The 22,913-nt window shown below is 69.4% G+C and carries 32 protein-coding genes and 1 pseudogene; 15 read left to right on the plus strand and 18 right to left on the minus strand.

What is annotated here, in order from left to right:
- Window positions 1–56 precede the first annotated feature (56 nt).
- A complete protein-coding gene (locus EP757_RS24775; protein ID WP_127549835.1) occupies window positions 57–458 on the plus strand; it encodes a hypothetical protein in 402 nt (133 codons plus the stop codon).
- Window positions 459–467: 9 nt separating this feature from the next.
- Here EP757_RS24775 and EP757_RS42905 read toward each other — a convergent pair whose 3' ends face one another.
- Together EP757_RS42905 and EP757_RS24780 are read right to left on the minus strand one after the other, a co-directional pair.
- Window positions 468–641, minus strand: a complete 174-nt coding sequence (locus EP757_RS42905; RefSeq protein ID WP_160165877.1) for a hypothetical protein — start codon at window positions 639–641, stop codon at window positions 468–470.
- The gene (locus EP757_RS24780) at window positions 604–1,323 is read right to left on the minus strand and encodes a hypothetical protein (RefSeq protein ID WP_127549837.1); all 720 of its coding nucleotides are present in this window, start codon (window positions 1,321–1,323) and stop codon (window positions 604–606) included. Before EP757_RS24780 ends, EP757_RS42905 begins: the two co-directional genes overlap by 38 nt.
- 128 nt (window positions 1,324–1,451) lie before the next feature.
- Between EP757_RS24780 and EP757_RS24785 the strand changes: the two genes are divergently transcribed.
- From EP757_RS24785 to EP757_RS24795, 3 genes are all read left to right on the plus strand, one after another.
- Entirely contained in the window at window positions 1,452–1,574 is a 123-nt protein-coding gene (locus EP757_RS24785) for a ribosomal protein bL36 (protein WP_127549839.1), read from the plus strand.
- 212 nt (window positions 1,575–1,786) lie between these two features.
- Complete coding sequence (locus tag EP757_RS24790; protein WP_127549841.1) at window positions 1,787–2,329, plus strand: hypothetical protein; 543 nt, start codon at window positions 1,787–1,789, stop codon at window positions 2,327–2,329.
- Window positions 2,326–2,655, plus strand: a complete 330-nt coding sequence (locus tag EP757_RS24795; RefSeq protein WP_127549843.1) for a carboxymuconolactone decarboxylase family protein — start codon at window positions 2,326–2,328, stop codon at window positions 2,653–2,655. The genes EP757_RS24790 and EP757_RS24795 overlap by 4 nt, the downstream gene beginning before the upstream one ends.
- Here EP757_RS24795 and EP757_RS24800 read toward each other — a convergent pair.
- From EP757_RS24800 to EP757_RS24810, 3 genes are read right to left on the minus strand one after another with little or no spacing between them, the layout of a single operon-like run.
- The gene (locus EP757_RS24800) at window positions 2,648–3,832 is read right to left on the minus strand and encodes a GNAT family N-acetyltransferase (RefSeq protein ID WP_127549845.1); all 1,185 of its coding nucleotides are present in this window, start codon (window positions 3,830–3,832) and stop codon (window positions 2,648–2,650) included. The genes EP757_RS24795 and EP757_RS24800 overlap by 8 nt on opposite strands.
- A gap of 9 nt (window positions 3,833–3,841) precedes the next feature.
- On the minus strand, window positions 3,842–4,561 hold the full coding sequence (locus EP757_RS24805; protein WP_127549847.1) for an ABC transporter permease: 720 nt from the start codon (window positions 4,559–4,561) through the stop codon (window positions 3,842–3,844).
- Between the two features lie 3 nt (window positions 4,562–4,564).
- On the minus strand, window positions 4,565–5,443 hold the full coding sequence (locus EP757_RS24810; protein ID WP_127549849.1) for an ABC transporter ATP-binding protein: 879 nt from the start codon (window positions 5,441–5,443) through the stop codon (window positions 4,565–4,567).
- A gap of 109 nt (window positions 5,444–5,552) precedes the next feature.
- Between EP757_RS24810 and EP757_RS24815 the strand changes: the two genes are divergently transcribed.
- On the plus strand, window positions 5,553–6,620 hold the full coding sequence (locus EP757_RS24815; RefSeq protein WP_197725370.1) for a sensor histidine kinase: 1,068 nt from the start codon (window positions 5,553–5,555) through the stop codon (window positions 6,618–6,620).
- Window positions 6,617–7,219, plus strand: coding sequence for a DNA-binding response regulator (locus EP757_RS24820; RefSeq protein WP_127549852.1), 603 nt, complete (start codon window positions 6,617–6,619; stop codon window positions 7,217–7,219). Before EP757_RS24815 ends, EP757_RS24820 begins: the two co-directional genes overlap by 4 nt.
- Before the next feature lie 7 nt (window positions 7,220–7,226).
- Here the strand turns inward: EP757_RS24820 and EP757_RS24825 are convergent, their stop codons facing one another.
- Window positions 7,227–7,580, minus strand: coding sequence for a hypothetical protein (locus tag EP757_RS24825; RefSeq protein WP_127549854.1), 354 nt, complete (start codon window positions 7,578–7,580; stop codon window positions 7,227–7,229).
- A gap of 37 nt (window positions 7,581–7,617) precedes the next feature.
- Entirely contained in the window at window positions 7,618–8,052 is a 435-nt protein-coding gene (coaD, locus tag EP757_RS24830; RefSeq protein ID WP_127549856.1) for a pantetheine-phosphate adenylyltransferase, read from the minus strand.
- 177 nt (window positions 8,053–8,229) lie between these two features.
- Between coaD and EP757_RS24835 the strand changes: the two genes are divergently transcribed.
- Window positions 8,230–9,099 carry an RNA polymerase sigma-70 factor gene (locus tag EP757_RS24835; RefSeq protein WP_127549858.1) on the plus strand — a complete coding sequence of 290 codons (870 nt, stop codon included), beginning with the start codon at window positions 8,230–8,232 and terminating at the stop codon, window positions 9,097–9,099.
- A 21-nt stretch (window positions 9,100–9,120) separates the two neighbouring features.
- On the plus strand, window positions 9,121–9,462 hold the full coding sequence (locus tag EP757_RS24840; protein WP_232049983.1) for a siderophore-interacting protein: 342 nt from the start codon (window positions 9,121–9,123) through the stop codon (window positions 9,460–9,462).
- A 7-nt stretch (window positions 9,463–9,469) separates the two neighbouring features.
- Here the strand turns inward: EP757_RS24840 and EP757_RS24845 are convergent, their stop codons facing one another.
- Window positions 9,470–10,204 carry an SDR family oxidoreductase gene (locus EP757_RS24845; protein ID WP_127549862.1) on the minus strand — a complete coding sequence of 245 codons (735 nt, stop codon included), beginning with the start codon at window positions 10,202–10,204 and terminating at the stop codon, window positions 9,470–9,472.
- A 74-nt stretch (window positions 10,205–10,278) separates the two neighbouring features.
- On the minus strand, window positions 10,279–10,917 hold the full coding sequence (locus EP757_RS24850) for a TetR/AcrR family transcriptional regulator (protein ID WP_127549864.1): 639 nt from the start codon (window positions 10,915–10,917) through the stop codon (window positions 10,279–10,281).
- Between the two features lie 60 nt (window positions 10,918–10,977).
- Here EP757_RS24850 and EP757_RS24855 point away from each other — a divergent pair, with 60 nt between their 5' ends.
- A complete protein-coding gene (locus EP757_RS24855; protein ID WP_127549866.1) occupies window positions 10,978–11,496 on the plus strand; it encodes an ester cyclase in 519 nt (172 codons plus the stop codon).
- Window positions 11,497–11,502: 6 nt separating this feature from the next.
- Here EP757_RS24855 and EP757_RS24860 read toward each other — a convergent pair whose 3' ends face one another.
- On the minus strand, window positions 11,503–11,838 hold the full coding sequence (locus EP757_RS24860; RefSeq protein ID WP_127549869.1) for a hypothetical protein: 336 nt from the start codon (window positions 11,836–11,838) through the stop codon (window positions 11,503–11,505).
- Window positions 11,839–11,907: 69 nt separating this feature from the next.
- Here EP757_RS24860 and EP757_RS24865 point away from each other — a divergent pair, with 69 nt between their 5' ends.
- Window positions 11,908–12,369, plus strand: a complete 462-nt coding sequence (locus EP757_RS24865; protein WP_127549871.1) for a DUF427 domain-containing protein — start codon at window positions 11,908–11,910, stop codon at window positions 12,367–12,369.
- 10 nt (window positions 12,370–12,379) lie between these two features.
- On the opposite strand, the gene EP757_RS24870 is transcribed toward EP757_RS24865, so the two are convergent.
- Together EP757_RS24870 and EP757_RS24875 are read right to left on the minus strand one after the other, a co-directional pair.
- A complete protein-coding gene (locus EP757_RS24870) occupies window positions 12,380–12,991 on the minus strand; it encodes a GNAT family N-acetyltransferase (RefSeq protein WP_127549873.1) in 612 nt (203 codons plus the stop codon).
- Window positions 12,988–14,589 carry a phosphatidylserine/phosphatidylglycerophosphate/cardiolipin synthase family protein gene (locus tag EP757_RS24875; protein ID WP_127549875.1) on the minus strand — a complete coding sequence of 534 codons (1,602 nt, stop codon included), beginning with the start codon at window positions 14,587–14,589 and terminating at the stop codon, window positions 12,988–12,990. The genes EP757_RS24870 and EP757_RS24875 overlap by 4 nt, the downstream gene beginning before the upstream one ends.
- A 92-nt stretch (window positions 14,590–14,681) precedes the next feature.
- On the opposite strand from EP757_RS24875, the gene EP757_RS24880 reads away from it, so the two are divergent.
- Both EP757_RS24880 and EP757_RS24885 read left to right on the plus strand, forming a co-directional pair.
- On the plus strand, window positions 14,682–14,903 hold the full coding sequence (locus EP757_RS24880; protein WP_127549877.1) for an SHOCT domain-containing protein: 222 nt from the start codon (window positions 14,682–14,684) through the stop codon (window positions 14,901–14,903).
- Entirely contained in the window at window positions 14,903–15,379 is a 477-nt protein-coding gene (locus EP757_RS24885; protein ID WP_127549879.1) for a hypothetical protein, read from the plus strand. Before EP757_RS24880 ends, EP757_RS24885 begins: the two co-directional genes overlap by 1 nt.
- On the opposite strand, the gene EP757_RS24890 is transcribed toward EP757_RS24885, so the two are convergent.
- Window positions 15,376–15,894, minus strand: coding sequence for a hypothetical protein (locus EP757_RS24890; protein ID WP_127549881.1), 519 nt, complete (start codon window positions 15,892–15,894; stop codon window positions 15,376–15,378). The genes EP757_RS24885 and EP757_RS24890 overlap by 4 nt on opposite strands.
- Before the next feature lie 203 nt (window positions 15,895–16,097).
- Here EP757_RS24890 and EP757_RS24895 point away from each other — a divergent pair, with 203 nt between their 5' ends.
- A complete protein-coding gene (locus tag EP757_RS24895; RefSeq protein WP_127549883.1) occupies window positions 16,098–16,940 on the plus strand; it encodes a hypothetical protein in 843 nt (280 codons plus the stop codon).
- Window positions 16,913–17,620 carry a hypothetical protein gene (locus EP757_RS24900; RefSeq protein ID WP_127549885.1) on the plus strand — a complete coding sequence of 236 codons (708 nt, stop codon included), beginning with the start codon at window positions 16,913–16,915 and terminating at the stop codon, window positions 17,618–17,620. The genes EP757_RS24895 and EP757_RS24900 overlap by 28 nt, the downstream gene beginning before the upstream one ends.
- A 287-nt stretch (window positions 17,621–17,907) precedes the next feature.
- On the opposite strand, the gene EP757_RS44020 is transcribed toward EP757_RS24900, so the two are convergent.
- The 3 genes from EP757_RS44020 to EP757_RS24920 all read right to left on the minus strand — a co-directional run bounded on the left by EP757_RS44020 (window position 17,908) and on the right by EP757_RS24920 (window position 20,323).
- Window positions 17,908–18,657: a glycoside hydrolase family 16 protein gene (locus EP757_RS44020; RefSeq protein WP_232049984.1), complete on the minus strand. Its 750-nt coding sequence runs from the start codon at window positions 18,655–18,657 to the stop codon at window positions 17,908–17,910.
- 497 nt (window positions 18,658–19,154) lie between these two features.
- Window positions 19,155–20,030, minus strand: a complete 876-nt coding sequence (locus EP757_RS24915; protein WP_127549889.1) for a class I SAM-dependent methyltransferase — start codon at window positions 20,028–20,030, stop codon at window positions 19,155–19,157.
- The gene (locus tag EP757_RS24920) at window positions 20,030–20,323 is read right to left on the minus strand and encodes a hypothetical protein (RefSeq protein WP_127549891.1); all 294 of its coding nucleotides are present in this window, start codon (window positions 20,321–20,323) and stop codon (window positions 20,030–20,032) included. Before EP757_RS24920 ends, EP757_RS24915 begins: the two co-directional genes overlap by 1 nt.
- A 64-nt stretch (window positions 20,324–20,387) precedes the next feature.
- Between EP757_RS24920 and EP757_RS24925 the strand changes: the two genes are divergently transcribed.
- A complete protein-coding gene (locus tag EP757_RS24925) occupies window positions 20,388–21,023 on the plus strand; it encodes a TetR/AcrR family transcriptional regulator (protein ID WP_232049985.1) in 636 nt (211 codons plus the stop codon).
- 1,032 nt (window positions 21,024–22,055) lie between these two features.
- Here EP757_RS24925 and EP757_RS24930 read toward each other — a convergent pair.
- Window positions 22,056–22,337: pseudogene (locus tag EP757_RS24930) on the minus strand (transposase); the annotation flags it as partial.
- Window positions 22,338–22,409: 72 nt separating this feature from the next.
- Entirely contained in the window at window positions 22,410–22,694 is a 285-nt protein-coding gene (locus EP757_RS24935) for a hypothetical protein (RefSeq protein WP_127549893.1), read from the minus strand.
- Window positions 22,695–22,913 lie beyond the last annotated feature (219 nt).

Here is a 22,913-nt window from a genome sequence, read left to right on the forward strand (position 1 = left end):
CGAAATGACCGCGCCCGCCGCGCCACGCCGTGGCAGGATGCCGACCGTGAAAGCCCATGCCGCGTAACCACCCGCACTCGCTGCGCCGTCCTGTCCGCAAGCCGGCTCCGGAGCAGCGGCACATCGACGGCCTGTCGGCGCGGGCCCACGCCGCCGTCCGCAGCGCCGAGGACTGGTATTTCTGGCCGAACGCGACAGCTGATTCGCTGGACGCCTACCGCCTGTTCCTGAAGCGGCCGGGCCGGATCATTCGCGGCGGGCCCGACGTCTACGACGCCGGTGACGCCCGCAACGACCTGCACGAGATCCTGCTGAGGCTGCCGCCGGTCCCGCGCCGGGAGCTGGAACGCCTGCTGGAACCGCTCGACGCCGAATACCTGCGCCGGACCCTTCCCGCGCAGTGGTGGTCCGAGTACGGGGCCGGCCGCTGGTGGTATCAGCGCGATGCCGGACTCTGACTCACCGCGTCATTTCGCCGGTGACGATCCGGGACGGACCTCGACGGTGGCCCGGATCAGCTGCCCGAACTCGTCGTCGGCGACGGCTTCGACCAGCACGTCGGTGACCGACGGATGTGTGCCGACGAGCGGCGGCAGGCCCTGCTCAGTCCACCTGCTGCGGGAGCGGCTGGAACGCCACATCGGACACGTCGGCGACCAGTTCGGTGAAGTCGGTGCCGTACGCGGTGGGCTCGACGATCCGCAGCACCAGCGCGAACGGACGGTCCGCGCCGTACGTGCGGCTGAGCTCGGCGTGATGCGCGGCCAGGTAGCGGGCGCCGGCGAGGTTGCTGCCCGCGGTCAGGCCGCCGATGAAGAACACCGGATGGCCGCCGGCCGGACCCCAGAACCGGGCGAGCAGGACATGACTGGTCTCCTGGCTGAGGACGTACTCGACGCCGCCGACGGTGAACGACATCCGGCGTACCTCCTCGTCGAAGACCGCGTAGGTGACGCCGCGCAGGATCGTGCGCACGTGCGTGGCGCTGCGCGGGCTGGCGCCGCCGGGACCGCCGACACAGAATTCGGTCAGCCGTCCGATCTCCCCGGTCGGCTGGTTCTCCCCGACCCGGTCGGCGTGCGCCCCGCACTCCCGGGCGATGGTGGCCAGCTCCACCAGCGCGGCCACGTCACGGCGGTGGACGCTGAACTCGCGCGGCGACGACGCGTGCCGGGAGACCACGAGCAGGCAGCTCGCACCGGCGGTGAGCCCGAAGAAGGCGCGTTCCCGGCTCAACTTGCGCCGGCGGATCAGGAAGCCCGAGAGCCAGACGGCCGTACCGGCGATGATGCTCGCCAAAAGGTTGATCAGAAGGTCGCCCACGCCTCGATGATGTCCGATGTGGTCGAGCGGCATGATCAGCGGGTGGCGAGAAATAGCCAGGCGGCCGGTGGTGTTCTCCTCGGTGCGCGCGGCGGAAGCCAACGCCGGTGCGGAAAGAGGTAGACACCATGAAGGTCCGCAATTCCTTGCGTTCGCTGAAGAGCAAGCCGGGCAGCGTCGTCACCCGGCGCCGCGGCCGCCAGATAGTCGTGAACAAGAAGAACCCGCGGTGGAACGGCCGCCAGGGCTGATCACCGCCACACCTTCGCATCGAGAAAGGCCGGAGCATCCCTCCGGCCTTTCCTCGTGTGGTCGCGTGATCGACGACGGGGACGATGAGGCCGCTGGTGGCATCCGTCGACCTACTCACGCGGTGGTGGCGAGCACGGAGCAGTCGTTTGACGGACGAGTGAGCGTGCCGGGCGGGCATCGTCGATTCCGACACGAGCTGAAGGAGATCGAGATGTCCGTGACCGTCCGCGATGACCTGGTCCTGTCCCACTCCGTCGAAGAGGTCGAGGTGAGCGCCCCCTTCGACGCCGTCGACATCGAGACCTGGCTGAAGACGCTGCCCGACAAGGAGTACCAGCGGTGTGCGCCCGGCGACCACAAGGCGGCCGGCTACACCGTCGACGACGACGGCACCCCGATGTCGATCAACGTTGAGATGATCGGTTCCGGTCTGGTCATTCAGCACTACCGGTACGAGGTCGCCGGCCCGCACTACTGCAAGATGGTGTCGATCTCCGACGTGCTGACCCCGAACGGCTGGACCAACGTCCAGGTGATCTGGGAGCTGAGGATGGAGCAGATCGACGGCGACCGGCTGCGCTACACGAACACGGTGACCTCGCGCCCGACCGAGGAAATGATCAAGTTCACCGAGGAGCACGGCGGCACGTTCGAGCAGGCCGCGGCGGCCCGGCAGGAGGCGTCGGGCGCGCACAACAAGCGCGAGACCCCGCGTTTCGCCGCCAGCATCGTCCGTGCGGCGACCGCGGCATGAGCACCGAGCACATCGCGTCGCCGCGCGCCGCGGCGGCTCACTTCACACCGGAGCTGACCGCGCTGATCGAGGACCCGCTCTACTCGGAGCGGGTGTGGGACGACACCCGGCTCAGCCCGCGGGACCGCAGCATCGCGACGCTCGCGGCGATAGTGGCGCTCTACCGCCCCGACGAGCTGCGAGCCCAGTTACGCCGCGCGGTCGGCAACGGCCTGACGCTGCCGGAGATCTCGGCGCTGATCACGCACACCGCCTTCTACGGCGGCTTCCCGGCAGCGATCTCGGCATCCGTGATCGCCCACGAGGTCCTCGGCCCGGTCAGCTGACCGCTCGGCGCAGCAGGTCCTGGTGTGCCAGGGTCCAGTCGTAGGCCGCCTGCACCGCCTCGGCAGCTCCCGATTCGCGGAGCCGGGCCGTCGCCGGGTCGCCGGCCCCGGCTTCGATGCCACGCCGGCATCGGTCCTGCCACCACAGGATCGTGTCGACGAGGGCGGACCGGTTCACGAGACCGTAGGCGTCGGCGATGACCCGGACCAGCCGCGCCGCCTCCGCGGCGTCCCGCACACCGGGGCCGAGCCCGACGTACTGCCAGCAGACGTGGGCGACGTCGTGGATCCGCGCGCCGGGCGCGGCGAGGTCCCAGTCGATGAAGGCCACCGGAAGATCCCGGTAGACGGTGTTCTTCGGCGACAGATCGTTGTGGCACACGACCTCCTGACCGCCGGCGAGATCCGTCCCGGCGGTCAGGTCGTGGAACCGGCGAACCATCCGGGCCACAGCGGCGAGGCTCTCGTCCGACCGGATCGACGGCGGCTCGTGGCCCGGCTGCCACGGCACGTCGCCGTCGATGAACCCGAGCATCTCGCGTCCCCGGTCGTCGGTGCCGAGGAACCGTGGCGCGCCGGGCCAGTCGTGCCGCTCGAAGTGGCGGAGCAGAGCGCGGACGAATTCCGGGTCGCGCGGCGGCGACTTGCGGACGGTCTCGCCGACCCGTACGACGTCACTGACGAGACCGCCGGCCAGGGGCAGGGACAGGGTGAGCAGCATGGTGTCCGACCCTCCGCTGCGCCCCGCCGCCTCGAAGCCGAAGCTCTCGTACAAGCGTCGTGCGGTGTTGCCGTCCTCGACGCTGAGGCTCAGGCCCGGGACGCCGCGGCGCTTCGCGATGTCGACGACCGCGGTCATCAGGCGTGACGCGACGCCACGCCGGCGGGCCTCGGGCAGGACGCCGACGGTCAGTTCGGGAACGTCCGCCGCCACGAACCCGTACCCGGCGCGGTCGGCCGGCAGGGCGCGGCCCCACACCGCACCGACCGGCTCGTCGCCGATCAGCGCGATCACTCCCAGATCTCCCGCTGCCGGGAAACCGTCGAGGTAGCGCCGCGCCATCGCGTCGGTGCGGAGCCGGTCGAGCGTGAAGCGTGGCTCCGACCAGTTGTAGGCGTCCAGCAGGATCCGCTCCAGGAACGGCAGGTCGTCAGCATGCGCTTCGCGGATCCGCATCGGATCAACCTAACGGCGCGGCTCCCAGCGGAACATCCGGTTCGCCAGGGCGACGGCCACGACGACCCAGCTCAGTGTGGGCGCCAGCAGCAGCAGGGATTCGCTGACGGCCACGCCGCCGTTCCAGGCGTTCATCACCAGTTCGGTCGCTGAGCCGCCCGGCAGCAGACGCTTGAGCAGGGTCAGCTCCTCGGTGCCGGTGATGCCGACCCAGCTGGCCACGGCGATCACGCCGAGGCTGACCGGCAGCGTCGTGACCTGGGCGTGTTCCGGGGAGTCGGTCAGCCCGGCCGTCGCCAGGCCGAGGCCGACCATCATCGCCACGGTGGCGAGCACCGCCGCGACCAGCAGGAACACGTTCGACGGGCGGCCGGCGACCGCGGCCAGGGCGGTCAGGACCACCGTCACCTGGGCCACCGCGAGGACGGTGACCGGCAGCAGCAGGCCGGCGAGGATGCCGCTGTCCGAGGCGGCGGTCGACCGCAGCCGCTTCAGGAACAGGTTCTGCCGGCGGGCGGCGAGCGTGGTCACCGCCGTGGTGTAGAGGCCGAACGCGCCGACCGTGAACATCACCACCGCGGCGATGTAGCCCAGGCTGCCGAGCTGCGCGAACACCTCATGGCGGTAGATGAAGAAGGCGCTCACCACGGCCGGCATGATCAGGCTGGTGACGAGCAGCAGGCGGTTCCGGAAGAGCTGAGCCAGCTCGGAGACAGCGATGGGAAGCACGGGTCACCCCTTGTCGATCGCGCGGAAGACGTCGTCGAGCCGGGTCGGGCCGGCGGACAGGTCGGTCAGTTCGAAGCCGTGCTCCTCGGCCCAGCCGAGCAGCAGGTAGAGGTCCTTGTGCAGGTGGAACGTCTCGACGATCACCGAGCCGTCGGCCTGCCGGATCGCGTCCAGCGGCAGGTTCGCGGGCGGTGGCGTGAACCGGATGACGGCGGGCAGGGTGCGGGTCAGTTCGGCCACCGTGCCCTCGCGCCGGAGGACGCCCCGGTGCATCAGGCCGATCCGATCGGCGCGCTGCTGCGCCTCCTCCAGGTAGTGCGTGGTCAGCACGACCGTCGCGCCGTTCTCGCGAATCCGGTCGACGGCCTGCCACAGGGCATCGCGCGACTGGATGTCGAGACCGGTGGTCGGCTCGTCCAGGAACAGGAGTTCCGGCGTACCGAAGATGGCCGTCGCGAAATCGAGTCTGCGCTTTTCGCCGCCGGAGAGCTGCGCGACTCTCGTGCCCGATTTCCCGGTGAGGCCGACGATGTCGAGGACGCGATCGGCGTCGTCCGCGCGCCGGGTGAGGCGGCCGATCAGCAGGACCGATTCCCGGGCGGTCAAGTCCGGGGAGAAGCCGCTTTCTTGCAGCATTATTCCCATTTTCGTACGGACGGAGCTCCGCTCGCCGGGGCGCCCGCCGAGAACGCGAACCGTGCCCGAATCCGGTCGGCGGTGGCCCTCGATCGTCTCCAGTGCCGACGTCTTTCCGGCGCCGTTCGTGCCGAGCAGTGCGTAGAGTTCGCCGCGGCGCACCTGGAATGACAGGTCCTTGACCGCGTGGAAGTCGCCGTATCGGACGTTGAGGCCGTCGACCTCGATGACTGGCGTGGTGGTCATGCCATTCAGAGAACCCTTTTCGGCGCCCGCCGATCAGTGTCGCCGTGTCACCGCGACATGTGACGTGGTGTCACTGCCGGCCGCCCTGATCCGCCTCGATACTGAAGAGGTGACGTCCACCCAGGGCCGCCTGCGCCGGCTCAATCTGGTGACCGCCGCGCCACCGCTGCTGGCCGCGGCGGTGGCGTTGTCGGTCGTCGATACGGACACCTGGTGGCAGATAGCCGTTCTGGCCGCCGGGGTGATCGCCGCGCTGGTGGCGTTCGAACGGTGGACCGCGAACGACCTCGGGAGCGTCCTCGTTCCCTGCCTGATCGTGGCGGCCGTGGTGTGGCCGTTGTCGGTGCTGGTCACGGACAGTCCGAACGGATATTGGGGGTTGTGCACCGTGGGTTCGTTCGCCATTCCGCGAATGCCTCGCCGCCGGCTTGTCTCCACCCTTGTCCTGGTCGTCTATCTGGCCGGCGTCGGGCTGCTGCGGCTGCTGATCGAACCGGACGTCAGCCTGATCACCTATGTGCTGGTGCCGGTGGTTCTCACCGTCATCGCGGTGCTGTTCTCCATCGCCGGGGAACGGTTCTACCGCATCGTCCGGGAACTCGAGGAATCCCGTGCCCGGGACGCCGAATTGGCGGTCATCCGCGAGCGGGTCCGGTTCGCCGGCGACCTGCACGACATCCAGGGACACACGCTGCACGTGGTGAAGTTGAAGACGACGCTCGCCGGGAAACTGGTCCGCACCGATCCGGAACGGGCCGAGGAGGAACTGCGCGAGATCCACTCCCTGGTCAGCGACACGATCACGCAGACCAAGGAACTGGCGTACGCACAACGGCGGCTGAATCTCAACGCCGAACTGGAGAACGCGAAGAACCTGTTCGAGGCGGCCGGCATCCGGGTACGGATCAGCCGTGAATCCGATCCGCCGGCAGGGGAACTGCTCGGCCAGGTCCTGCGCGAGACGACCACGAACATCCTGCGGCACGCGTCGGCGACGTTCGTGCACATCACCCTGGGCGGCGACGGCATCGTGATCGTCAACGACGGTTTCAGCGGCGATTCCGTGCCGGAGCTGCGCGGTTTGTCGGCGCTGCGCCGGCGGGTGGCCGACGACGGCGGGGAATTGACGGTCGCGGCCGAGGGCGGGTCGTTCACGACGGCGGCGTGGTTCCGATGACGACCGTGGTGCTCGCCGACGATGAAGCACTGCTGCGCAAAGCGCTCGCCGCACTGCTGCCGCTGGAAGGGGACATCACCGTTCTGGCCGAGGCGCAGGACGGCTCCTCGGCCGTTGCGGCGACCCTCGCTCATCAACCGGATGTGCTGGTCATCGACCTGGAGATGCCGGGCGTCGACGGGCTGGAGGCGGTCGCTTCGATCCGGCGCGAACGGCCGTCGCAGGTGATTCTCATGCTGACCCGGCACGCCCGTCCCGGTGTTCTGCGAAAGGCACTGAAACTGGGCGTGCAGGGCTTCGTCACCAAATCAGCCGAGCCGTCGCACATCGCCGCCGTCGTCGCGAAACTGCGCGACGGCAAACGCTGGATCGACCCGGACGTGTCAGCGCTCGCCGTCATCGACGACTGCCCGCTGACCGACCGCGAACTCGACGTCCTGCGGGTCACCGGCGAAGGCTATTCGGTGGCCGACATCGCCGCCCGCCTGCATCTGGCGCAGGGAACCGTCCGCAACTACCTGTCCAACGCCATGCAGAAGACCCAGACCCAGACCAGGCACGAGGCAGCCCGTTACGCCCGCGAGCACGATTGGCTGTAGCCGTCCACTAGGCGGACATCCGGACTATGGCGCCGACGACCATCCCGAACCCGGCGGCGGCGACGGCGACCCGCAGCGCGACGCCGGCCCATTGCTCGCCGCGTTTCTTCGCCACACCGGCGAGGATCGCAGCGACCGCCCCGAACAGGATCGGCACGATGAACAACGCCACCGCCGAGAACACGAACGCCGCGACGCTGAACGCTCTACCGGTGCCGGCCACCACATATCCGGGCTGCGGCACGACCATGTAGGGCGGTGGCGTGGCCAACCCGTGCTGCGGCGGGCCGTACGCCTGCTGACCGCAGACGCCGCAGTGACCGGTGTTCTGAACGGCCGATCCGCATCGCGTACAAGACATGACCCGCACCATCGGCGCCTGGACCCCGGACCTGAACCTAACCCGGCGTTTTCCGTGCCCGTACCGCGGTGGACGACATCGCCGCCAGCTCCGGCCGTGCCGCAACGAACAGCGTCGCGACGCCGAGCGCCTCGTTCATGGCGGCGAGTTCGTACTCCCGCTGGTAGTCGGCCGCGTTCCTGACCCCGCGGACGATCACGCCGCATCCGTGCTCCCGGCAGTAGTCCACGGTCAGCCCGCGCCAGTCAGCGACCGTGACGTTCTCCCAGTGCGCCGGCAGCAGCCGCCGGATCTCCGCGGCCCGCCCGGCGGCCGCCTGAGACGGCCGCTTCTCACCATTGACGGCGACCACCACGGTGACGTGGTCGAACACACGACGCGCCCGGTCGACGACGTCGAAGTGCCCCGGCGTGAAGGGGTCGAAGGTGCCGGGGTAGACCGCACGAGCCGAGCGGAGACGGCGATCAGACACGTGAGTCACCCCCCGAGACTAGGCCAGCGCCGGTGAGCACCGTCCGGCTGACGATGCCGGTCGGGGACTCCTCGCTCGACCTCGCCGGATGATGTGGCGCAGGTCACCGGCGGTGATGTCACAAAGGGCGGCTGCCACCTGTCCTGCCTGGCGACGATGGCGACGGAGGGGGCGACCATGGAGCTGGACGAGGCCGCGAGCGTGTTCATGCAGGTGCGGCCGCGCCTGTTCGGGATCGCCTACCGGATGCTCGGCAGTGCCGCCGAAGCCGAGGATCTGGTGCAGGACGTGTGGTTGCGCTGGCAGAACTACGATCGCGGCACGGTGCGGAATCCGGCGGCGTTCCTGGCCACGACCACGACCCGGCTGGCGATCAATCAACTTCAGTCGGCGCGGGTACGCCGGGAGACCTACATCGGGCCGTGGCTGCCCGAGCCGGTCGACACGTCGGCCGACCCCTACCTGGGGGCGGAGACCGGTGACGCTCTCGAGTTCGCTGTGCTGATCCTGCTGGAGAAACTGACGCCGACCGAGCGGGCGGCCTATGTTCTGCGGGAGGCGTTCGATTATCCGTACGCCCAGATCGCCCTGATCCTGCAAACCAGCGAACCGGCCGTGCGCCAACTGGTGAGCCGGGCCCGCAAGCATGTGACCAGCGAGCGCAAGGCGCCCGTGGACGTCGGGGCGCAACGCGAGCTGCTCAGTACGTTCATCACGGCCGCCCGCGCCGGTGATCTCGCGGGCCTGGAGAGACTGTTCGCGGCCGGCGTCGCGAGCATCACCGACGGCAACGGCGCCAAGCACGCGGCCCGCCGGGTCGTCGAAGGCGCGGCCCCGGTCGCGAGGTTCATCGCGGCGTTCTCCTCGTTCTGGTGGGAGGGTGTCGAGGCCCGGTTCGTCACCGTCAACGGCCGGCCCGCCGCGGTGCTGGAGCACGCCGGTGGCATCAAGGCGATGCTGACGCTCACCGCGTCCGCGGACGGCATCGATCACCTGCTGTGGCTGATGAATCCGGACAAGATCGCGGCGTTCCGCCGTCCGGCGTGAGCTGGGTGCCTGATGGAGTCGATGCGCCGTCTGGCCGACGCGTGCGCTGCCGGTGACCTCGGCGCGGTCGAGCCGTTGCTGGCCGCCGACGTGGTGGCCGTCTGCGACGGAGGCGGGCTGGTGCCGGCCGCAGCGGATCCGGTGTGCGGCAGCGGTGACGTGGCGCTGCTGCTGATCGGGGTGCTGGGCCGGCCCGGAACCGATCTGAGCGTGGAGAGCGTGAACGGGCTGCCCGGGCTGGTGCTGCGCCGCACCGACGGCACGGCCGTGGCCGTGGTCGCCGCCCGGTGCGGCGCGGCACCGCTGTCGACACTGTGGATCGTGCTGAACCCGGCGAAGCTGAACGGCTGGCACCGCCGGTGATGCCCGCCTACTGGGCGAGCCACTCCCGGAAAGTGGTCGTGGCCAGGTGGGCGTCGCCCTTGGCGATCAGCGCGTCGCCCGGCACCGCGGCGAACATGCCCGCCGCCGGGTCCAGCACGACCGGGCGGTCGTCTCCCTTCGCCGCGAGCGCGATCCGGCCGAGCTCGTCGAGCGTGAACACCTCCGGGCCGGCGACGTCGCGGTAGCCGTTGAGCGGCGCGCCGACGCTGACCTTCGCCACCTCGGCGGCGATGTCGGCGGAGGCGAGCGGCTGCACCGGCGTGGCGGGCAGGCGTACGGCGTGCTCGTCCGAGGTCCACGACAGCACCGCGGGCACGAACTCGAAGAACTGCGTGGCCCGCACGATCGACCACGGCACCGGTCCCGCCTTGAGGATGTCCTCCTGCAGCACCTTGGCCCGGTAGTAGTCCAGGCCGGGCACCAGGTCCACCCCGACGATCGACAGGATCACCGCGTGCCCGACGCCCTGGCGCTGGGCGGCGGCCACCATGTTCTCCATCGTCGTACGGAAGAAGGCCGGCGACTTCTCGTCGAAGGTGGGCGAGTTGGTCAGGTTGACCACCACGTCGGCGCCCTTGAGGCCGTCGTCGAGCCCAGCACCGGTGAGCAGGTCGACACCGTTCGACGGCGACAGCGGCACCGCCTCGTGCCCGTGCTCGGTCAGCAGCCGGACGACCTGGGAGCCGATGAGGCCGGTCCCGCCCAGCACTGCGATCTTCATGCGAACCACAACCCTTCGTTGTCATTGCCCTGTCACCACGTTCGACCGGGCAGCACCGCGGGTTGTGACACGACTCAGGGTGTGACGAGGGCGTCGGTGAGCGCGCGTGCCAGCCATCGTTCGTACTCGTCGGGAGACCAGCCCCGGTCACCCACGAGCAGGTCGAAGACCTCGGGCGAGATGAGCGTCCAGACGACGTCGCCCGCCCGGCCGGGGTCGAGGCCGGCGCGCAGGCCACCGGTGGCGGCGAGGTGGCGCACGATGCCGCCGGCCCCGGCCATCCGCTCCCGGTTGATGGTCTCCCGGAACTGGATCAGATCGGGATCGCCGCCGCGGGCGCCGGCCAGCAGGGTGGCGAGCAGCGGGCCCACGCGTTCGCCGATCCGGCGGGCGGCGGACGCGTACCTGGCTACCTTGTCCTCGGGCCGGGTCGCGGCGAAGACGGCCCGGATCTCCGGGCGGTCGATCATCGGGATCGGCTCGTCGTCGCCGGCGAGCGTCACGTCGTAGACGTCCTTGATCAGCGCCGCCTTGGTGCCGAACACCTTGCGGACCGTCTCGACCGAGACGTCAGCCCGCTCCGCCACCACCCGCATGGTGACCGCCGCGGGCCCGCGTGCGACGAGAAGCTCCCGGGCGGCGTCCAGGATCCGGCGGCGGGTGAGCCGTGCCTGCTCGGCGCGGCGGGTGTTGTCGTAGACACGACGAGACATTGATTACCACTCCATGGCATTGAATACTTTGCGAGTGTACTCAATATCTCGGGAGGAATCATGCTCACTGTCGATGCGGAGACCTGCATCCGTTCCATGAGGCTCATGGCTTCCGGCGACCTCGGCGACCTGGAGCACGTGGTCCATCCGCAGGCCACCAACCGTGAGGCGAAAGACGAACCGCCGGCCTGCCGCGGGCGGGGGCCCGCCGCGTTCGCGGCCACCGCGCAGTGGCTGCGGTCCGCCTTCGCCGACCTGGCGTTCGACGTCCACGACGCGGTCACCGAGGGAGAGCTCACCGTCGTGCACTGCACGATGTCCGGGCGTCAGGTCGGCGCGTTCCTGGCGTACGACGAGCGCGGCGAGGTGGCCCAGGCCTTCCCGCCGACCGGCCGCACGTTCGCGATCACGCAGACTCACTGGTTCCGGATGGAGGGCGGCCGGGTCGCCGAGCACTGGGCCAACCGGGACGACATGGGACTGGCCCGTCAGCTCGGCTGGATCCCGCCGACGCCGGTCTTCCTGGTGCGGATGGCCCGGGCCAGGCGGCAGGCCCGCCGCGCCGACGCGCGTGCGTGAACCGGTTCAGATCCAGTAGTGCTCGTCCGAGGAGTGCTTGCCCGGGTGGCCCTCGAAGAGCGTGCAGTCGGGGTCCGTCTCCGGGGGAGTCTGGCGAACCGGGCACCAGGTGTACGGGTTGATCTCGGACGCGCTGAGGGTCCACTGCGCCCACCACATCACGTCGCCGACCTGCTGCGCGAGTGCGGCATGGGACCCGTCGTGGCCTCGCTCCAGCTCGCAGCCCAGCTCCGACTGCACGGCGGGGGCGGGCGCGGGCAGGCCGTCCAGGAACTTCTGCTGCGCCGCGTCGAGCGTGATGCGGGCCGGACAGTTCATCAGTTCCGCTTCATCCATCGACATGCATGCATTGTTTCCGGGATGCGGTCGGCTTAACCGGTTTTTGTGAGAGTAATGCTGCAGACTTGGCGGATGGAGTCGGTGTGGGACTACCCGCGTCCGCCCCGCGTCGAGCGGGTCGCGAAGCGGGTGACGATCGTGCATGCGGGACTGACGATCGTCGACAGCGAGCGCTGCCTGCGGGTGCTGGAGACATCGCATCCGCCGGTCTACTACGTGCCCCGGGACGACATCGCCGCAGACGTGCTGGAGCCGGGCGTGGGACGGTCGTTCTGCGAGTTCAAGGGTGTCGCGGGGTACTGGGATCTCGTCGCCGGCGGGACCCGCGTGCCACAGGTCGGATGGTCGTATGAGGAGCCCGTCCCGGCGTACCGGGAGATCAAGGGTTTTGTGGCCTTCTATCCCAGCCGTGTCGACGAATGCCGGGTCGGTGACGAACGGGTCCGGCCGCAGGAGGGCGACTTCTACGGCGGCTGGATCACGCCGGACATCACCGGGCCGTTCAAGGGCGGGCCGGGAACGATGGGCTGGTGACCGCTACGGGTCATCGCCCGGACAGCCGGCGCCGCAGGTTCGCGCGGACGGCGGGCCACTCCGGTGCGATGACCGAGTACAACGCGGAGTCGCGCAGCAGCCCCTCCTCGCCCGGCACCCACGACCGTGACCAGCGGCGCAGCACACCCTCGAACGTCGCGCCGGTCGCCGCGATGGCCGCACGGGACCGGGCGTTGCGGGCGTCGGTCTTGAGATCGACCCGTTCGACGTGCCAGTTGTCGAAGGCGTTGGCGAACAGCAGCAGCTTGGCCTCGGTGTTGATGCCGGTGCCCTGCGCCCGGGCGGCCAGCCAGGTGAAGCCGATCTCGATGGCGTAGAGCTCGCCGGTGCCCGGATGCCGGCGCGGATCCCAGTACGCGGTCGCGCCGACCGCGCGACCGGTTCTGATCTCGATCTGCGCGTAGGGCGCGAGGAAACCGTCGGCGGCCCGCTTCTGCTGTGTGTCGATGTACTCGCCGACCTGATCGGGATCCGGAACCCAGGTCCAGCCGAAACTCTCCCGGTCGTGGCCGGCGGCGGTGGCGAGGTCGGCGGTGTGCTCGTGGGTCAGGGGCTCCAGGCGTACCAGGCGGCCTTGAAGAACGGGCGTGGGCAGGGTCATCGCGCACTCCCGCGGCGCCGCTCCCGGCGCAGGACGGCGGGGGAGTAGCGGGCCGGGGTCAGCGCCCACTCGGCCGGGACGAAACCGGCCGGCAGCCCGGCCCGGCGCCAGGTCTCCGGTGGATGCCCGACCGGCAGCCACTCGCGACGCCAGATGCCCAGGGCGGTGTCCAGGTCGGTCAGCGCCGGCACGACCTCGTCGTCGAGCGGTGTGCGCAAATGCTCGCCCCACAAGCGGACGCGCAGGTCGCGGACCAGATCGCCGGTGGTGACCAGGGTGGAGGTGATCTCGCTGTCGGTGCCGACCATCGAGCGGCTGAAGAAGTTCGCCGACCCGATGCTGGCGAATACGTCGTCGACCAGCATCAGCTTGGTGTGCACGGTCAGGTTGTCGACGCGGTACATCACCACGTTGCGGCGGTCGGTGGGTGGCAGCCGGTTCAGCACCCGGCGGCGCAGGTCGTGCGTGATCACCGGGCGTACGGTGCTGTCGCCGCCGTCGGCCGGGTCCTTGCGGCCGGAACCGACCAGGATGACCTTGACCCCGCGGCGGGCCGCCGACCGCAGCCCGTCGTACAGCTGGAATCGGGGATCGCCGCCCGGCGCCTCGTGGAAATACTGGTCCTCCAGGTAGATGTACCGCTCGGCCGCGCCGATCGCGGTGGCCATCGCGTGGTAGATCTCCTGGATGCCGGCCCGGACCACGTTCGCCCGCCGCATCCGCCGCCACCCGCGATGCCGGTACAGACTCCACGGCCGGTAGGAGCGCACCACCTGCACCGCGGTCCCCTGCGCCGGGTGCTCCGGCTGCGCCGGCGCCGGCGGCAGGTCACCCGGCGCATCCGCAGGGTTGAGCGCGGTCCTCTCCCCGGAGGACAGCAGGCTCCTGACCGGGAATCGTGGCGGCAACGCGGCGGTGTTCTGCCAGCGGAACTGGAACGTCTCCCACACCCGCGTCGCCGCCGGTCCGTGCAGGCGCGCGGCCGCGTCATGCCAGCCCCACCGGTGCATACCGAGCCGCAGACGACGGTGCGGCGAATGATCGAAGCGGGAGGGCGAGAGATCAAGACCGCCGACGTACGCCGTGAGCACCCCGTTGTGACGGAACACCACGAGCTTTTGATGGTTGGACCCGATGACGGGGCCGGACCAGTCCAGCAGCACCCGATTCTGCAGCGGGGGACCGGAGTCGCGGGTGGACGGCCGCCACGCCCGGATCACCCGCGCGGCGAGGGTGTTCGCCAGGAATGGGCCGAACGGCAGCCACGGACCGCCGCCCGGGTATTCGGCCGCGCTGAGCACGATCCGTACGTCGGCGCCGTCCGCTGCCTTCTCGGCGAGCACGTCGGTGAACGGCCGATAGCCGGCCTGGCCGGCGACCCGCCCGGTCAGGTCGAGCTGAGGATCCGCCTGGTAGCCGGCGATGTAGACGGCGTCGTCCGGCCCGAGCGCCTCCATGTGCCCGGCGAGCTCGGTGAAGTAGGTGACCCCGTCGATGATCGGCTCGAACCGCGAGTTCTCGGCGAACGTCGGGCACGCCTCGGTGGCCGGCGGCAGGTAGCGGCCGATCAGATCGGTCAGCGAAGGCCCATGCGACATGCCGTGATTACACCCGACGCCGGCGGTGTACGGCACGCGACCCCTCCGCTGCGGATGAGGTGCCGACCCGGCCGGCGGGCGAGACTGGGCCGATGTTGTTGGTGCCCAAGCAGTTGCGGCGGTCCGGGATGACCGGCGATGTGCCCTACTACGGCGGGCGGCTCACGCCGGCGCAGGCCCACGCGGCCTCGCATCCGAACCGGCCGCGGCCCCGGCCGGCACCGGACCCGCTCGTGGCGTTGCGGCAGCTGCTCGACGCCGGCGTGATCACCGCCCAGGAGTACCAGGATCTGCGGGCGCGGGTGAACCGGTGATGGGGCCGGTGCAGGTGCTCGTCGTCGGGTTCGAACATCCGGCGTTCTCCGGGGAGATCCTCGCCGAGTTCAGCCGCCTCGACCAGGCCGGCATCGTCCGCCTGGTCGACCTGCTCCTCGTCTCGCGCGCCGAGGACGGCACGGTCGAGACGCTGCCCGTGCCGGCCGACGCGGGACTCGGCGGTCTGGCGGCCGTGGTCCTCGGGCAGCCCGGCGGCGCCGATGAGGCTGGCGGCGATGAGGCCGGCGCGGACGCCGCCGGGGACGCGGTGTGGTCGTTGGCCGATGCCGTGCCGCCCGGATCCGTCGCGGCGGTCGCCCTGATCGAGCACCTCTGGGCCGGGCCCCTGACCGCGGCCATCCAGAAGGCCGGTGGCGCCCCGCTGGAGGAGACGTGGCTGTCATCCGAGGACCTCGGCGTGCTCGAAGCCCTGATCGATGAGCGCGGCGTGCCCGGCACAGCAGGAATCCCTTAGTCCATGCCGGACGACGCGTGCCCGCGGCGCCGGGCCAGGACGGTCCGGGTGAGGCGGGCCAGGCCGCCTTCGTAGAGCGCGGCGCCGACGTTCGCGCCGGCGAGGAAGACGAGCGCCTCATCGGTGGTGATCGCATCGGTCACGACGGCGGCGCCGAACGCGGCCGTGTAGTACGGCACCTCCTTCGCGACCTCGGTGCCGGCGTAGGCCAGCGAGGCGGCCCATCGGCGCCCGGTCACGTCGTAGGCGAGCTTGGACAGCACGTTGGTGCTCGCCCCCGTCGCCGCCAGCAGAGATCCGTTCGCCCGGAGGTTGGCCCGCAGCCCGAACACCCAGACCGCGTAGCTCACGACGAGCAACGCCACCACCGACCGGTGACCGAGATCGGCGAGCAGCCCGGAGGCGACCAGGCCGGCGCCGGCGGCCGCAGCGCAGGCGTCCAGGGCGTAGGTGGACGCCGCGGTGGCGGCCAGGCTGGCGGTCCAGGCGGCGAGCGGAGACATCGTCGTACGCATAGCTCAGGGTTGGGTTCGCGGGTGCTCGCCTACCAGGTCAGAACGCGGTCAGATCGTGGTCAATCGCGGGGACTCGGGCGACACGGCCACCCTCAGGCAGTCACGGGGTCACCCGGAAGGTGAGCACATCGGTATAGCCCGGACAACCGCTTCGGAATTACTCACAGTAATGGCACCTGAGTGACTACCGAGTGGGATTCGACGTGCGCCTCATCTGTCATGCCGTCCTCGCCGCGGCCACCGTCTCGTTGCTGAGCGCCACCCCGGAGAACCGCGCCGAGGACCCTCTCACCCTGTCGTCGGTCGCGGTTCCGTCGACGACCCTTCAGGCATCAGTTCACGCACCGATCGCCGGCAAGCCGGATAAGCGCCGGAAGCGCCCCAGCTGGATCTGGAGAGTCTTCGGCGCGGCCCTGCCCGCTGTCGGTTGCGGTGAGGGGCCGCCCGCTGGTGGCGTCCAGCCGACGGTGGTGCTGGATCGCCTGGACGACCCGCTGGTCTTCTGCTTCGAAGGATTCACACTCAACGACGAACCCGTCATGCGCATCACGGCGCCCGACGGCACCGCGACCACCTGGCCGGGCAGGAAACACCACGATGGCGTCCGGTCCTGGGTCTGGTACAGCGGCGAGGAGGTCCTCCGTGCCCTTCCGCACCCCGGTACCTACCGATTCGAGGTGACGGCCACGGAGACTCCGGCCACCTCCGGCCTCATCGTGGCGAAGCCCGCGTCCAGGCCGGGTGTTCACTTCTCCTTGACCGACCGGGTCGAACCCGGTGAAACGGTGTCGGCCGCGGTGGTCGGACGCCGGCCGGGTTCCCCCATCTTCGCCAGCCTCTACGGCAGGGAGACGCCCGAACGGCTGCGCGTGGTCCACGATTTCCCGCCAGTGATCGCCGACCGATGGGGTGAAGGTGTCATCCGATGGACCGTCTCGGACGAGCCGGACGGAGACTACGGCTTTCTCGTGGAGACTCCTCAGAACACCAGGCCCGACGCGTGCCGTCGCTTCAACGCATGCAGGCCCTTCCGCGTCAGGCGGTGAAGCGCCGGAACGACACGCTCCTCGACCTGACCGTGAAATATGTCGCGCCTCTGGTCGGTCTCATCGGCGCGGTCCTGTTCGGCGTCCTGCGTCTCGCCAACGTCTTCTTCTACCTGCCATTACGCGCCACCCCTCAGGAGGCCGGGTACGGGTACCTGGAGATCCTCTCCGGCCAGCTGATCGGCACGGTCGAACTCGCCCTCATCCTCGCCGTATTCCTGCTCGCAGGAGCGCTGGCGCTGGGTTCAGCCCGTCACGCGCTGGCCGGCCGGTGGCGGAAAGCGGTGTCCTGGCCGGGCCGGGCCGCCATGATCCGGCTCGTCCGGCGCTGCGGGTTCGCAGGCCTGGCGACGGTGCTGCTCTGCCTGCCGATACTCGCCTTGATGTTCGGCAAGGAGGCACAGCAGGGTACTGCGGTCCGCAACATCTACCTGCTACATTTCGTCCAGATCCCGGTGCTCGCGGTACAGGCGAGCACGGTGAAGGTGTCCTGGACCGCGAAGATGCCAGCCGGCACCCCGGACATCAGCAAACGGAATTGCCTTCTGTATCTGGGAAAGGCGGCCGGCACCGCGGTGTTCTACGACGTCGCCACCGAGGAGAGCCTGCATCTGCCGTCCACCCAGATCCTGCTGGCGTTCCCGCACACCAGCACGGTGTGGGATTCCGGCTGCGAATGAGCCAGCGAACCCGGGTCGGCTCGAGCCTCGATGCTCCGGCCGACATCCGCGTGCTGCCGAGCGATCGTCAATGACCTGGATCAGCGCGGCCTGGTGGTCCGGATCCCCGATCCCGCCGATCGGCGCACGAAGGCCATTTCCCTCTCGCCGGCCGGCACCCGCCTGACCACGAGGTCCACTCCGATGATGACCTGGGGCATCTGCGTCGTCCTCCCTGATCCGGCCTCATGTCGGACGTGCGTGCGTTGCAGTGCAGGCACCTGGTCGAGACCGGGTCCCCGGTGGGCTCAGGCCTCCCGGACGTAATCGAGTACGAGAAGCGGCACATGGCCGGCGTGTGCGGGCGCCGCCGGCCGAGCGGGGAAGTCGAAGACGCCGATCATCATTTGCATGGGGTAGTCCGGCGCCTGCTCCACGGTGTGGACGTGGTCGCCGTCAACGAAGAAGTCCACACGGCCCGGACACCAGTCGGTGGCGTAGACGTGGAAGTCGGTCACGTCGATCGGGAGCCGCGGCGCGGCGAAGTCGTCACGCAGAGCGGGGTCACGGAACGGGTGGATGCCCATGCCGACCGCCGGTCCGGTCCGGTCGATCGCGTCGCCGAACACCTCGAAGACGCAGATCTCGCCCGAGCGTTGGGGCTCGTCTTCAATGCCGACCATCCAGACCGACGCCATCGAGCGCGCGGTCAGCTCCATGCGCGCGCGGACCTCCAGCACGCCGTAGTGCGGCGTCCAGCCCCACTGCGTCGGCTGCGCCTCGCGCACCCGGAGCCCGTCGCGGAACGGCTGCTGGCCGACCGTGCTGCCGACCTCACCGGAGAACACGCCGGATTGGATGCCCGAGACGCGCAGGGGCCCCTCGTGATCGACGGGGCACCACAGGCCCTGCTCGGGCGGAATCGACAACCGCACCTCCGAGCCGCCGACCTCGTACGTTGCCGCACTCTCAGCACGCGAGCTCCACTGCGGCAGGTAGTGCGGAATCCACACCGAGCGGTCGAGGTCGTGGCCCTCGAAGTCGTCGCGGAAGCTCACGCCGCAAGCATACGAGTGGCGCTGACAAGATCTGCCGCGAACAGGGCGTGCCGGCCAAGAGCATCGACGTCGGCGGAACACTCGCGGCCCCGGCGGATCGCCGGGGCAATGGGGTCGTCGGCGGGTGCCTGCCGCTGGTGTCTGCCGGCGGGCTCCGGGGATGGCAACCGGGTCGGGCAGGGCTGCTCCGTCGGCGAGGTAGCCGAGCAGCAGCGCGGCGAAGTCGCTCAGCACCTGCTCGAAGCCGCGGGAACGGTCGGTGTAGTCGGGGGCCGCCAGCCAGCGCCCGCCGCCACGATGCCCGACCCGGTGGGCAGCCTCGTGCAGACGTCCGTCACCGAATAGGAGTTGCCCGCCGCGGTGGGCGGCTCGCGGTTCGCCCGGGTTGCTCCGTCGCCGCCCGGCGCGGGCGCTCGGTGGACGGCACGTCGGTGCCGGCTGAAGTGCAGCCGGACAGCGCGGCGGTGCTGATGATCGGTGTGAGGAACGCTGAGAGGTCATGGTGCGCTGGTGCTGTCTGAGCGAGCGGTGATCAACCAAAGTCCTGTCGGCAGCCGGTAACCGATGCCGGGCGTGCGGAACCGTTCGAGCAGGCGGGCCACCCCGGCCCGGGCCTGCCCCTGGGTCACGGGCTGGGCGTCCCGGTAGGCCGCGCCGGCGGGACCGATCTCGATGAGCCATTCGGTGACCAAATCCGAGTCGTCCGGGGCGTCGAGCGTGACGTCGTACGGATGGATACCGATGTCAGTGAAGCCGGCGGCGATGAGCAGGCGGGTCACCCGGGCCGGATCGGCGAACGCGAAGGGGCCTGGCTCGTCGCCGACTGGCAGCGGCGGCGACGGTCCCAGGTGGGCCGACGCACCGAGCAGCGCCGCCGGCAGCCACGGGTTCACGCGGCCGTCGCGGAACACCGTTGCGGCCAACCGGGCGCCGGTACGCATCGCCCGCCGGACTGTGGTCAGGCCGGCGACCGGCTCGGCGAGCAACATCAACGTCATCCGGGAGTAGACGGCGTCGAACGGCGCTCCGGGCACGGCGTCGAGCGTCTCGACGTCACCAACGACGAACCGCGGTCCCGCGCCGCCCGGTGCGGTGAACCGTTTCCGGGCCGTCGTCACCATCGCCTCCGCGAGGTCAAGACCGACTGCGGTGCCCGACGGAGCGACGGCCTTCGCGATCTCGGCGGTCGTGCCGCCACACCCGCAGCCGATGTCCAGCGCCCGTTCGCCGGGCTGGGGCCGCAGCCAGTCGAGGGCCACGGCGCCCAGCGGCCGGCCGATCTCGTCGTGCCGGTCCGCCTGATGGATCCACCCCGGCGCGGTCCGGCCCCAGAAGTCGGCGTTGCGGGCGCGCAGCGTGGCAGTGTCAGTCATCAGAACGGCATCTCGGCGCCGTCGACGCTCGCCGATCGGAAGGAGGCGGCCTTTGCCGGATCGAAGCCTTCCTCCTGAGCGGCCAGCCCGGCGGCACGGATCAGGCGTTCGGACTGGAACCGGCGGAACGCGGCCTCGTCGGCCCAGATGTTGATGATCCGCCAGCCCTCGTCGGACGGGCCGGACACGTGGGCCAGCAGGCCCGGCGGCCGGTCCGGACCGAGGTGCTTCTCCACCTGCCGGTACTCCTGCTCGCTGACTCCGGGCATGTCTTGCACGACGCCGTACGGCATGGCCATCTCCTGATGTCGAGTCGATAGAGTCAAGCTCTATCGAATAGTGGACTACGCTACGCGAGTGACTGTCAACCGTCGTTACGTCTCGCCCCGTCGTCAGGAACAGGCGCGGCAGACCCGGCGGGCGATCCTCGCCGCCGCCGCCAAACTGTTCGTGGACCCGGGCTACGCTGCGACGCCACTGACCGCTGTCGCCGCCGAGGCCGGCGTCGCTGTGCAGACCGTGTACGCGGTGTTCGGCAACAAGCGCCAACTGCTCTCCGATCTCGTCGATGTCACCCTGGTCGGCGACGACGAGCGGGTGGCGATGGCGCAGCGTTCGTTCGTCGCCGACATCCGGGCGTTGACCGGCCTGCGGGCGAAGCTCGCGCGGTATGCCCGGCATCTCGCCGAGACCCATGCGCGACAGCTGCACGTCATGCTGGCCCTGGCCGGTGCGGCGACCGCCGACGCCGACGCCGCGGCAATTTGGCGCAAGAACATCGAGGACCGGCGCCGCGGCATGGCGATGTTCGCCGCCGATCTCGCGGCCACCGGCGAGGTCCTGGTGAGTCAGGAGCGGGCCGCCGACGTGCTATGGCTCGCCCAGGACATCCGCAACTACGACTGGCTGGTCCGCGAGCGGGGGTGGCCGGTCGAACGGTTCGAGCAGTGGTTCGTGGACGGCGTCGCCGCCGTGCTCAGCGCGGCTGACTGACTATCCTTCGCGCCCCGGCTCCGATTTGCGCGAACGCACGCCCAACGGTCCTGACAATCAACTTCTGACGCGCCGCCGCAGCGGATGACCGAAGACCAGCTCAACGCGATCTCCGTCGCGTTCCAGGACCTGATCGGGGCTGAGCCAGGGAGCGGACCCGCGCGACCGCGCCGAGGGACTCCGACCGTGTGTATAACGTGTCAGAGGATCGACTCAACCAATTCCCAACCTGCCATATTGCCATCTACTACACTCTGACCATTGGAGGTTGATTCACTATGGCCGCCACAATAATGAACAGTTCCGCCAGAAGATCACGCGGGCGACTCTTCCACTCCTGGCGGAGTATGAGACGTTGACCACTGCTCATTTGAAGGTACATCTTCGGAAATGCGGGAAGCCGTTGAAAAGTTGCTGGACCCTGAGCAGGGGCAACTACGTCTTCCCGCTCGGGTCCTCGCAGCGGCGTTCGTCGGCATGGTTTTCGGTGGTGTCCGGCCGGCCCACCCAGACCAGCTGCCGCTGCCGGCTGAGCAGATTGGCGATCTGTTTCTATACGGTGCCCTGCTTACCGACTAGCTTGTCTTTTAATAAAGTCAAAGCCCAGGTTGGCAGTAATCCCGCATTCTTTGAGTGGAAAAATCGAGTTTACATCGTCGTCAAGAACAACCCGAAAATTGAGCACTCGGAGGTTCGTATTGACGTGCATGCCAGAAGGTGATCCCGGACGACCTCGATGTACGTACACTGTCCCCTATATTCTCGGGCAAGCGCGTTTCAATAGTTCGACAACTGAGGATTTGCGGAAGGCGCTCTGGAGGGTTCTTGGTCAACAACAGTAGGAGGCGGTGGGTGATAGAGTGGATAAGCAGCGTATTGCCGAGGAAGTTGTCAAGCCTCTGAGTTCCCTGCGGCTATTATTTTCGGATTGGAGCCGCAGTCGCCTGGATATCTGGTCGAAATAGTTGAGAGCACTGACGGACCGTACGTCACGGTGAGCTGGAAAGCTGGAGACGCACTATCCGAAGCGGGAACGGCGGCGGGTCGGCTACTTAATTTCGAAGATCTTGCGTAGATCTGGCAGTTCTCGATCCGCCCGGCGGTTCCCGAGTGCTGCCGGGCGACCCCGGCGGACTTCACGCCCTTCTTCAGGAATCCGGTGTCATCGATGATCAGCACACCATTCGGGTCACCGAGGTGCTCGATTACATAATCCCGGACTTCGTCACGCACGGCGTCGATGTCCCAATCGGCCCACCTCAGCAGCCGCTGCATTCCGTCCGGCGACAGGTCACCGGCCTGCTCCGCCAGGGTCCGCGCTCGCCCGCGCCATCGGCTGACCGGCACCCGGCCGGCTGTATGCCCGCCCGTACCGGGAAGGCGATTTCAGGAAGCTCCGGGGGAGATGGGCTCGGCCCAGACGTGGGCGCCGGTCACCTCGGCCCCGAGTACGTCGGCCAGCAGCCGGTCGGGGTCGGCCAGGCCGGCGATGCTGGTGAGCAGATCGGCTCCGAGTTCGGCGGCGGCGGTCTCCAGGTCGTCGTCCTCGTCGTCCCAGTCGATGTTCGCGGAGCGCAGGCGCTGGACGGCCAGGGCGGTGATAGCGGCAGGGTCGTCGACACGGACGGTGACGCGGCAGTGGACCTGCACCGTGACGGGTGGCGTCGTCATACGTTGATGCTCCCATCGCGGTGCCTTATGGCCGGTTTTGATCAGCGCACTCGAAGCGGCCAAAACAGGAGGATCGTATGGATCCGGTCGGCGGGATGCAACCCTCGGCCCGCCCGCGGACCCATCGGCGCAGGTCAGATCGAAGGAAATCTTCGTCACTGAAAGCTTTCTTGATCTATACGGAACGTGGTGCTTCACTTCCCCTGTCGGAGCGAGCCA

The organism is Actinoplanes sp. OR16 (assembly GCF_004001265.1).
Taxonomy (GTDB): domain Bacteria; phylum Actinomycetota; class Actinomycetes; order Mycobacteriales; family Micromonosporaceae; genus Actinoplanes.

Excerpts from the sequence above, each read along its gene's own strand:
- EP757_RS24775 (WP_127549835.1), top strand. The coding sequence starts at position 57 with ATGCCGCGTAACCACCCGCACTCGCTGCGCCGTCCTGTCCGCAAGCCG.
- EP757_RS42905 (WP_160165877.1), bottom strand. The coding sequence starts at position 641 with ATGTGGCGTTCCAGCCGCTCCCGCAGCAGGTGGACTGAGCAGGGCCTG.
- EP757_RS24785 (WP_127549839.1), top strand. The coding sequence starts at position 1,452 with ATGAAGGTCCGCAATTCCTTGCGTTCGCTGAAGAGCAAGCCGGGCAGC.
- EP757_RS24790 (WP_127549841.1), top strand. The coding sequence starts at position 1,787 with ATGTCCGTGACCGTCCGCGATGACCTGGTCCTGTCCCACTCCGTCGAA.
- EP757_RS24795 (WP_127549843.1), top strand. The coding sequence starts at position 2,326 with ATGAGCACCGAGCACATCGCGTCGCCGCGCGCCGCGGCGGCTCACTTC.
- EP757_RS24800 (WP_127549845.1), bottom strand. The coding sequence starts at position 3,832 with ATGCGGATCCGCGAAGCGCATGCTGACGACCTGCCGTTCCTGGAGCGG.
- EP757_RS24810 (WP_127549849.1), bottom strand. The coding sequence starts at position 5,443 with ATGACCACCACGCCAGTCATCGAGGTCGACGGCCTCAACGTCCGATAC.
- EP757_RS24820 (WP_127549852.1), top strand. The coding sequence starts at position 6,617 with ATGACGACCGTGGTGCTCGCCGACGATGAAGCACTGCTGCGCAAAGCG.
- EP757_RS24825 (WP_127549854.1), bottom strand. The coding sequence starts at position 7,580 with ATGTCTTGTACGCGATGCGGATCGGCCGTTCAGAACACCGGTCACTGC.
- EP757_RS24835 (WP_127549858.1), top strand. The coding sequence starts at position 8,230 with ATGGAGCTGGACGAGGCCGCGAGCGTGTTCATGCAGGTGCGGCCGCGC.
- EP757_RS24840 (WP_232049983.1), top strand. The coding sequence starts at position 9,121 with ATGCGCCGTCTGGCCGACGCGTGCGCTGCCGGTGACCTCGGCGCGGTC.
- EP757_RS24845 (WP_127549862.1), bottom strand. The coding sequence starts at position 10,204 with ATGAAGATCGCAGTGCTGGGCGGGACCGGCCTCATCGGCTCCCAGGTC.
- EP757_RS24850 (WP_127549864.1), bottom strand. The coding sequence starts at position 10,917 with ATGTCTCGTCGTGTCTACGACAACACCCGCCGCGCCGAGCAGGCACGG.
- EP757_RS24855 (WP_127549866.1), top strand. The coding sequence starts at position 10,978 with ATGCTCACTGTCGATGCGGAGACCTGCATCCGTTCCATGAGGCTCATG.
- EP757_RS24860 (WP_127549869.1), bottom strand. The coding sequence starts at position 11,838 with ATGTCGATGGATGAAGCGGAACTGATGAACTGTCCGGCCCGCATCACG.
- EP757_RS24865 (WP_127549871.1), top strand. The coding sequence starts at position 11,908 with ATGGAGTCGGTGTGGGACTACCCGCGTCCGCCCCGCGTCGAGCGGGTC.
- EP757_RS24870 (WP_127549873.1), bottom strand. The coding sequence starts at position 12,991 with ATGACCCTGCCCACGCCCGTTCTTCAAGGCCGCCTGGTACGCCTGGAG.
- EP757_RS24875 (WP_127549875.1), bottom strand. The coding sequence starts at position 14,589 with ATGTCGCATGGGCCTTCGCTGACCGATCTGATCGGCCGCTACCTGCCG.
- EP757_RS24880 (WP_127549877.1), top strand. The coding sequence starts at position 14,682 with ATGTTGTTGGTGCCCAAGCAGTTGCGGCGGTCCGGGATGACCGGCGAT.
- EP757_RS24885 (WP_127549879.1), top strand. The coding sequence starts at position 14,903 with ATGGGGCCGGTGCAGGTGCTCGTCGTCGGGTTCGAACATCCGGCGTTC.
- EP757_RS24890 (WP_127549881.1), bottom strand. The coding sequence starts at position 15,894 with ATGCGTACGACGATGTCTCCGCTCGCCGCCTGGACCGCCAGCCTGGCC.
- EP757_RS24900 (WP_127549885.1), top strand. The coding sequence starts at position 16,913 with ATGCAGGCCCTTCCGCGTCAGGCGGTGAAGCGCCGGAACGACACGCTC.
- EP757_RS24915 (WP_127549889.1), bottom strand. The coding sequence starts at position 20,030 with ATGACTGACACTGCCACGCTGCGCGCCCGCAACGCCGACTTCTGGGGC.
- EP757_RS24920 (WP_127549891.1), bottom strand. The coding sequence starts at position 20,323 with ATGCCGTACGGCGTCGTGCAAGACATGCCCGGAGTCAGCGAGCAGGAG.
- EP757_RS24935 (WP_127549893.1), bottom strand. The coding sequence starts at position 22,694 with ATGACGACGCCACCCGTCACGGTGCAGGTCCACTGCCGCGTCACCGTC.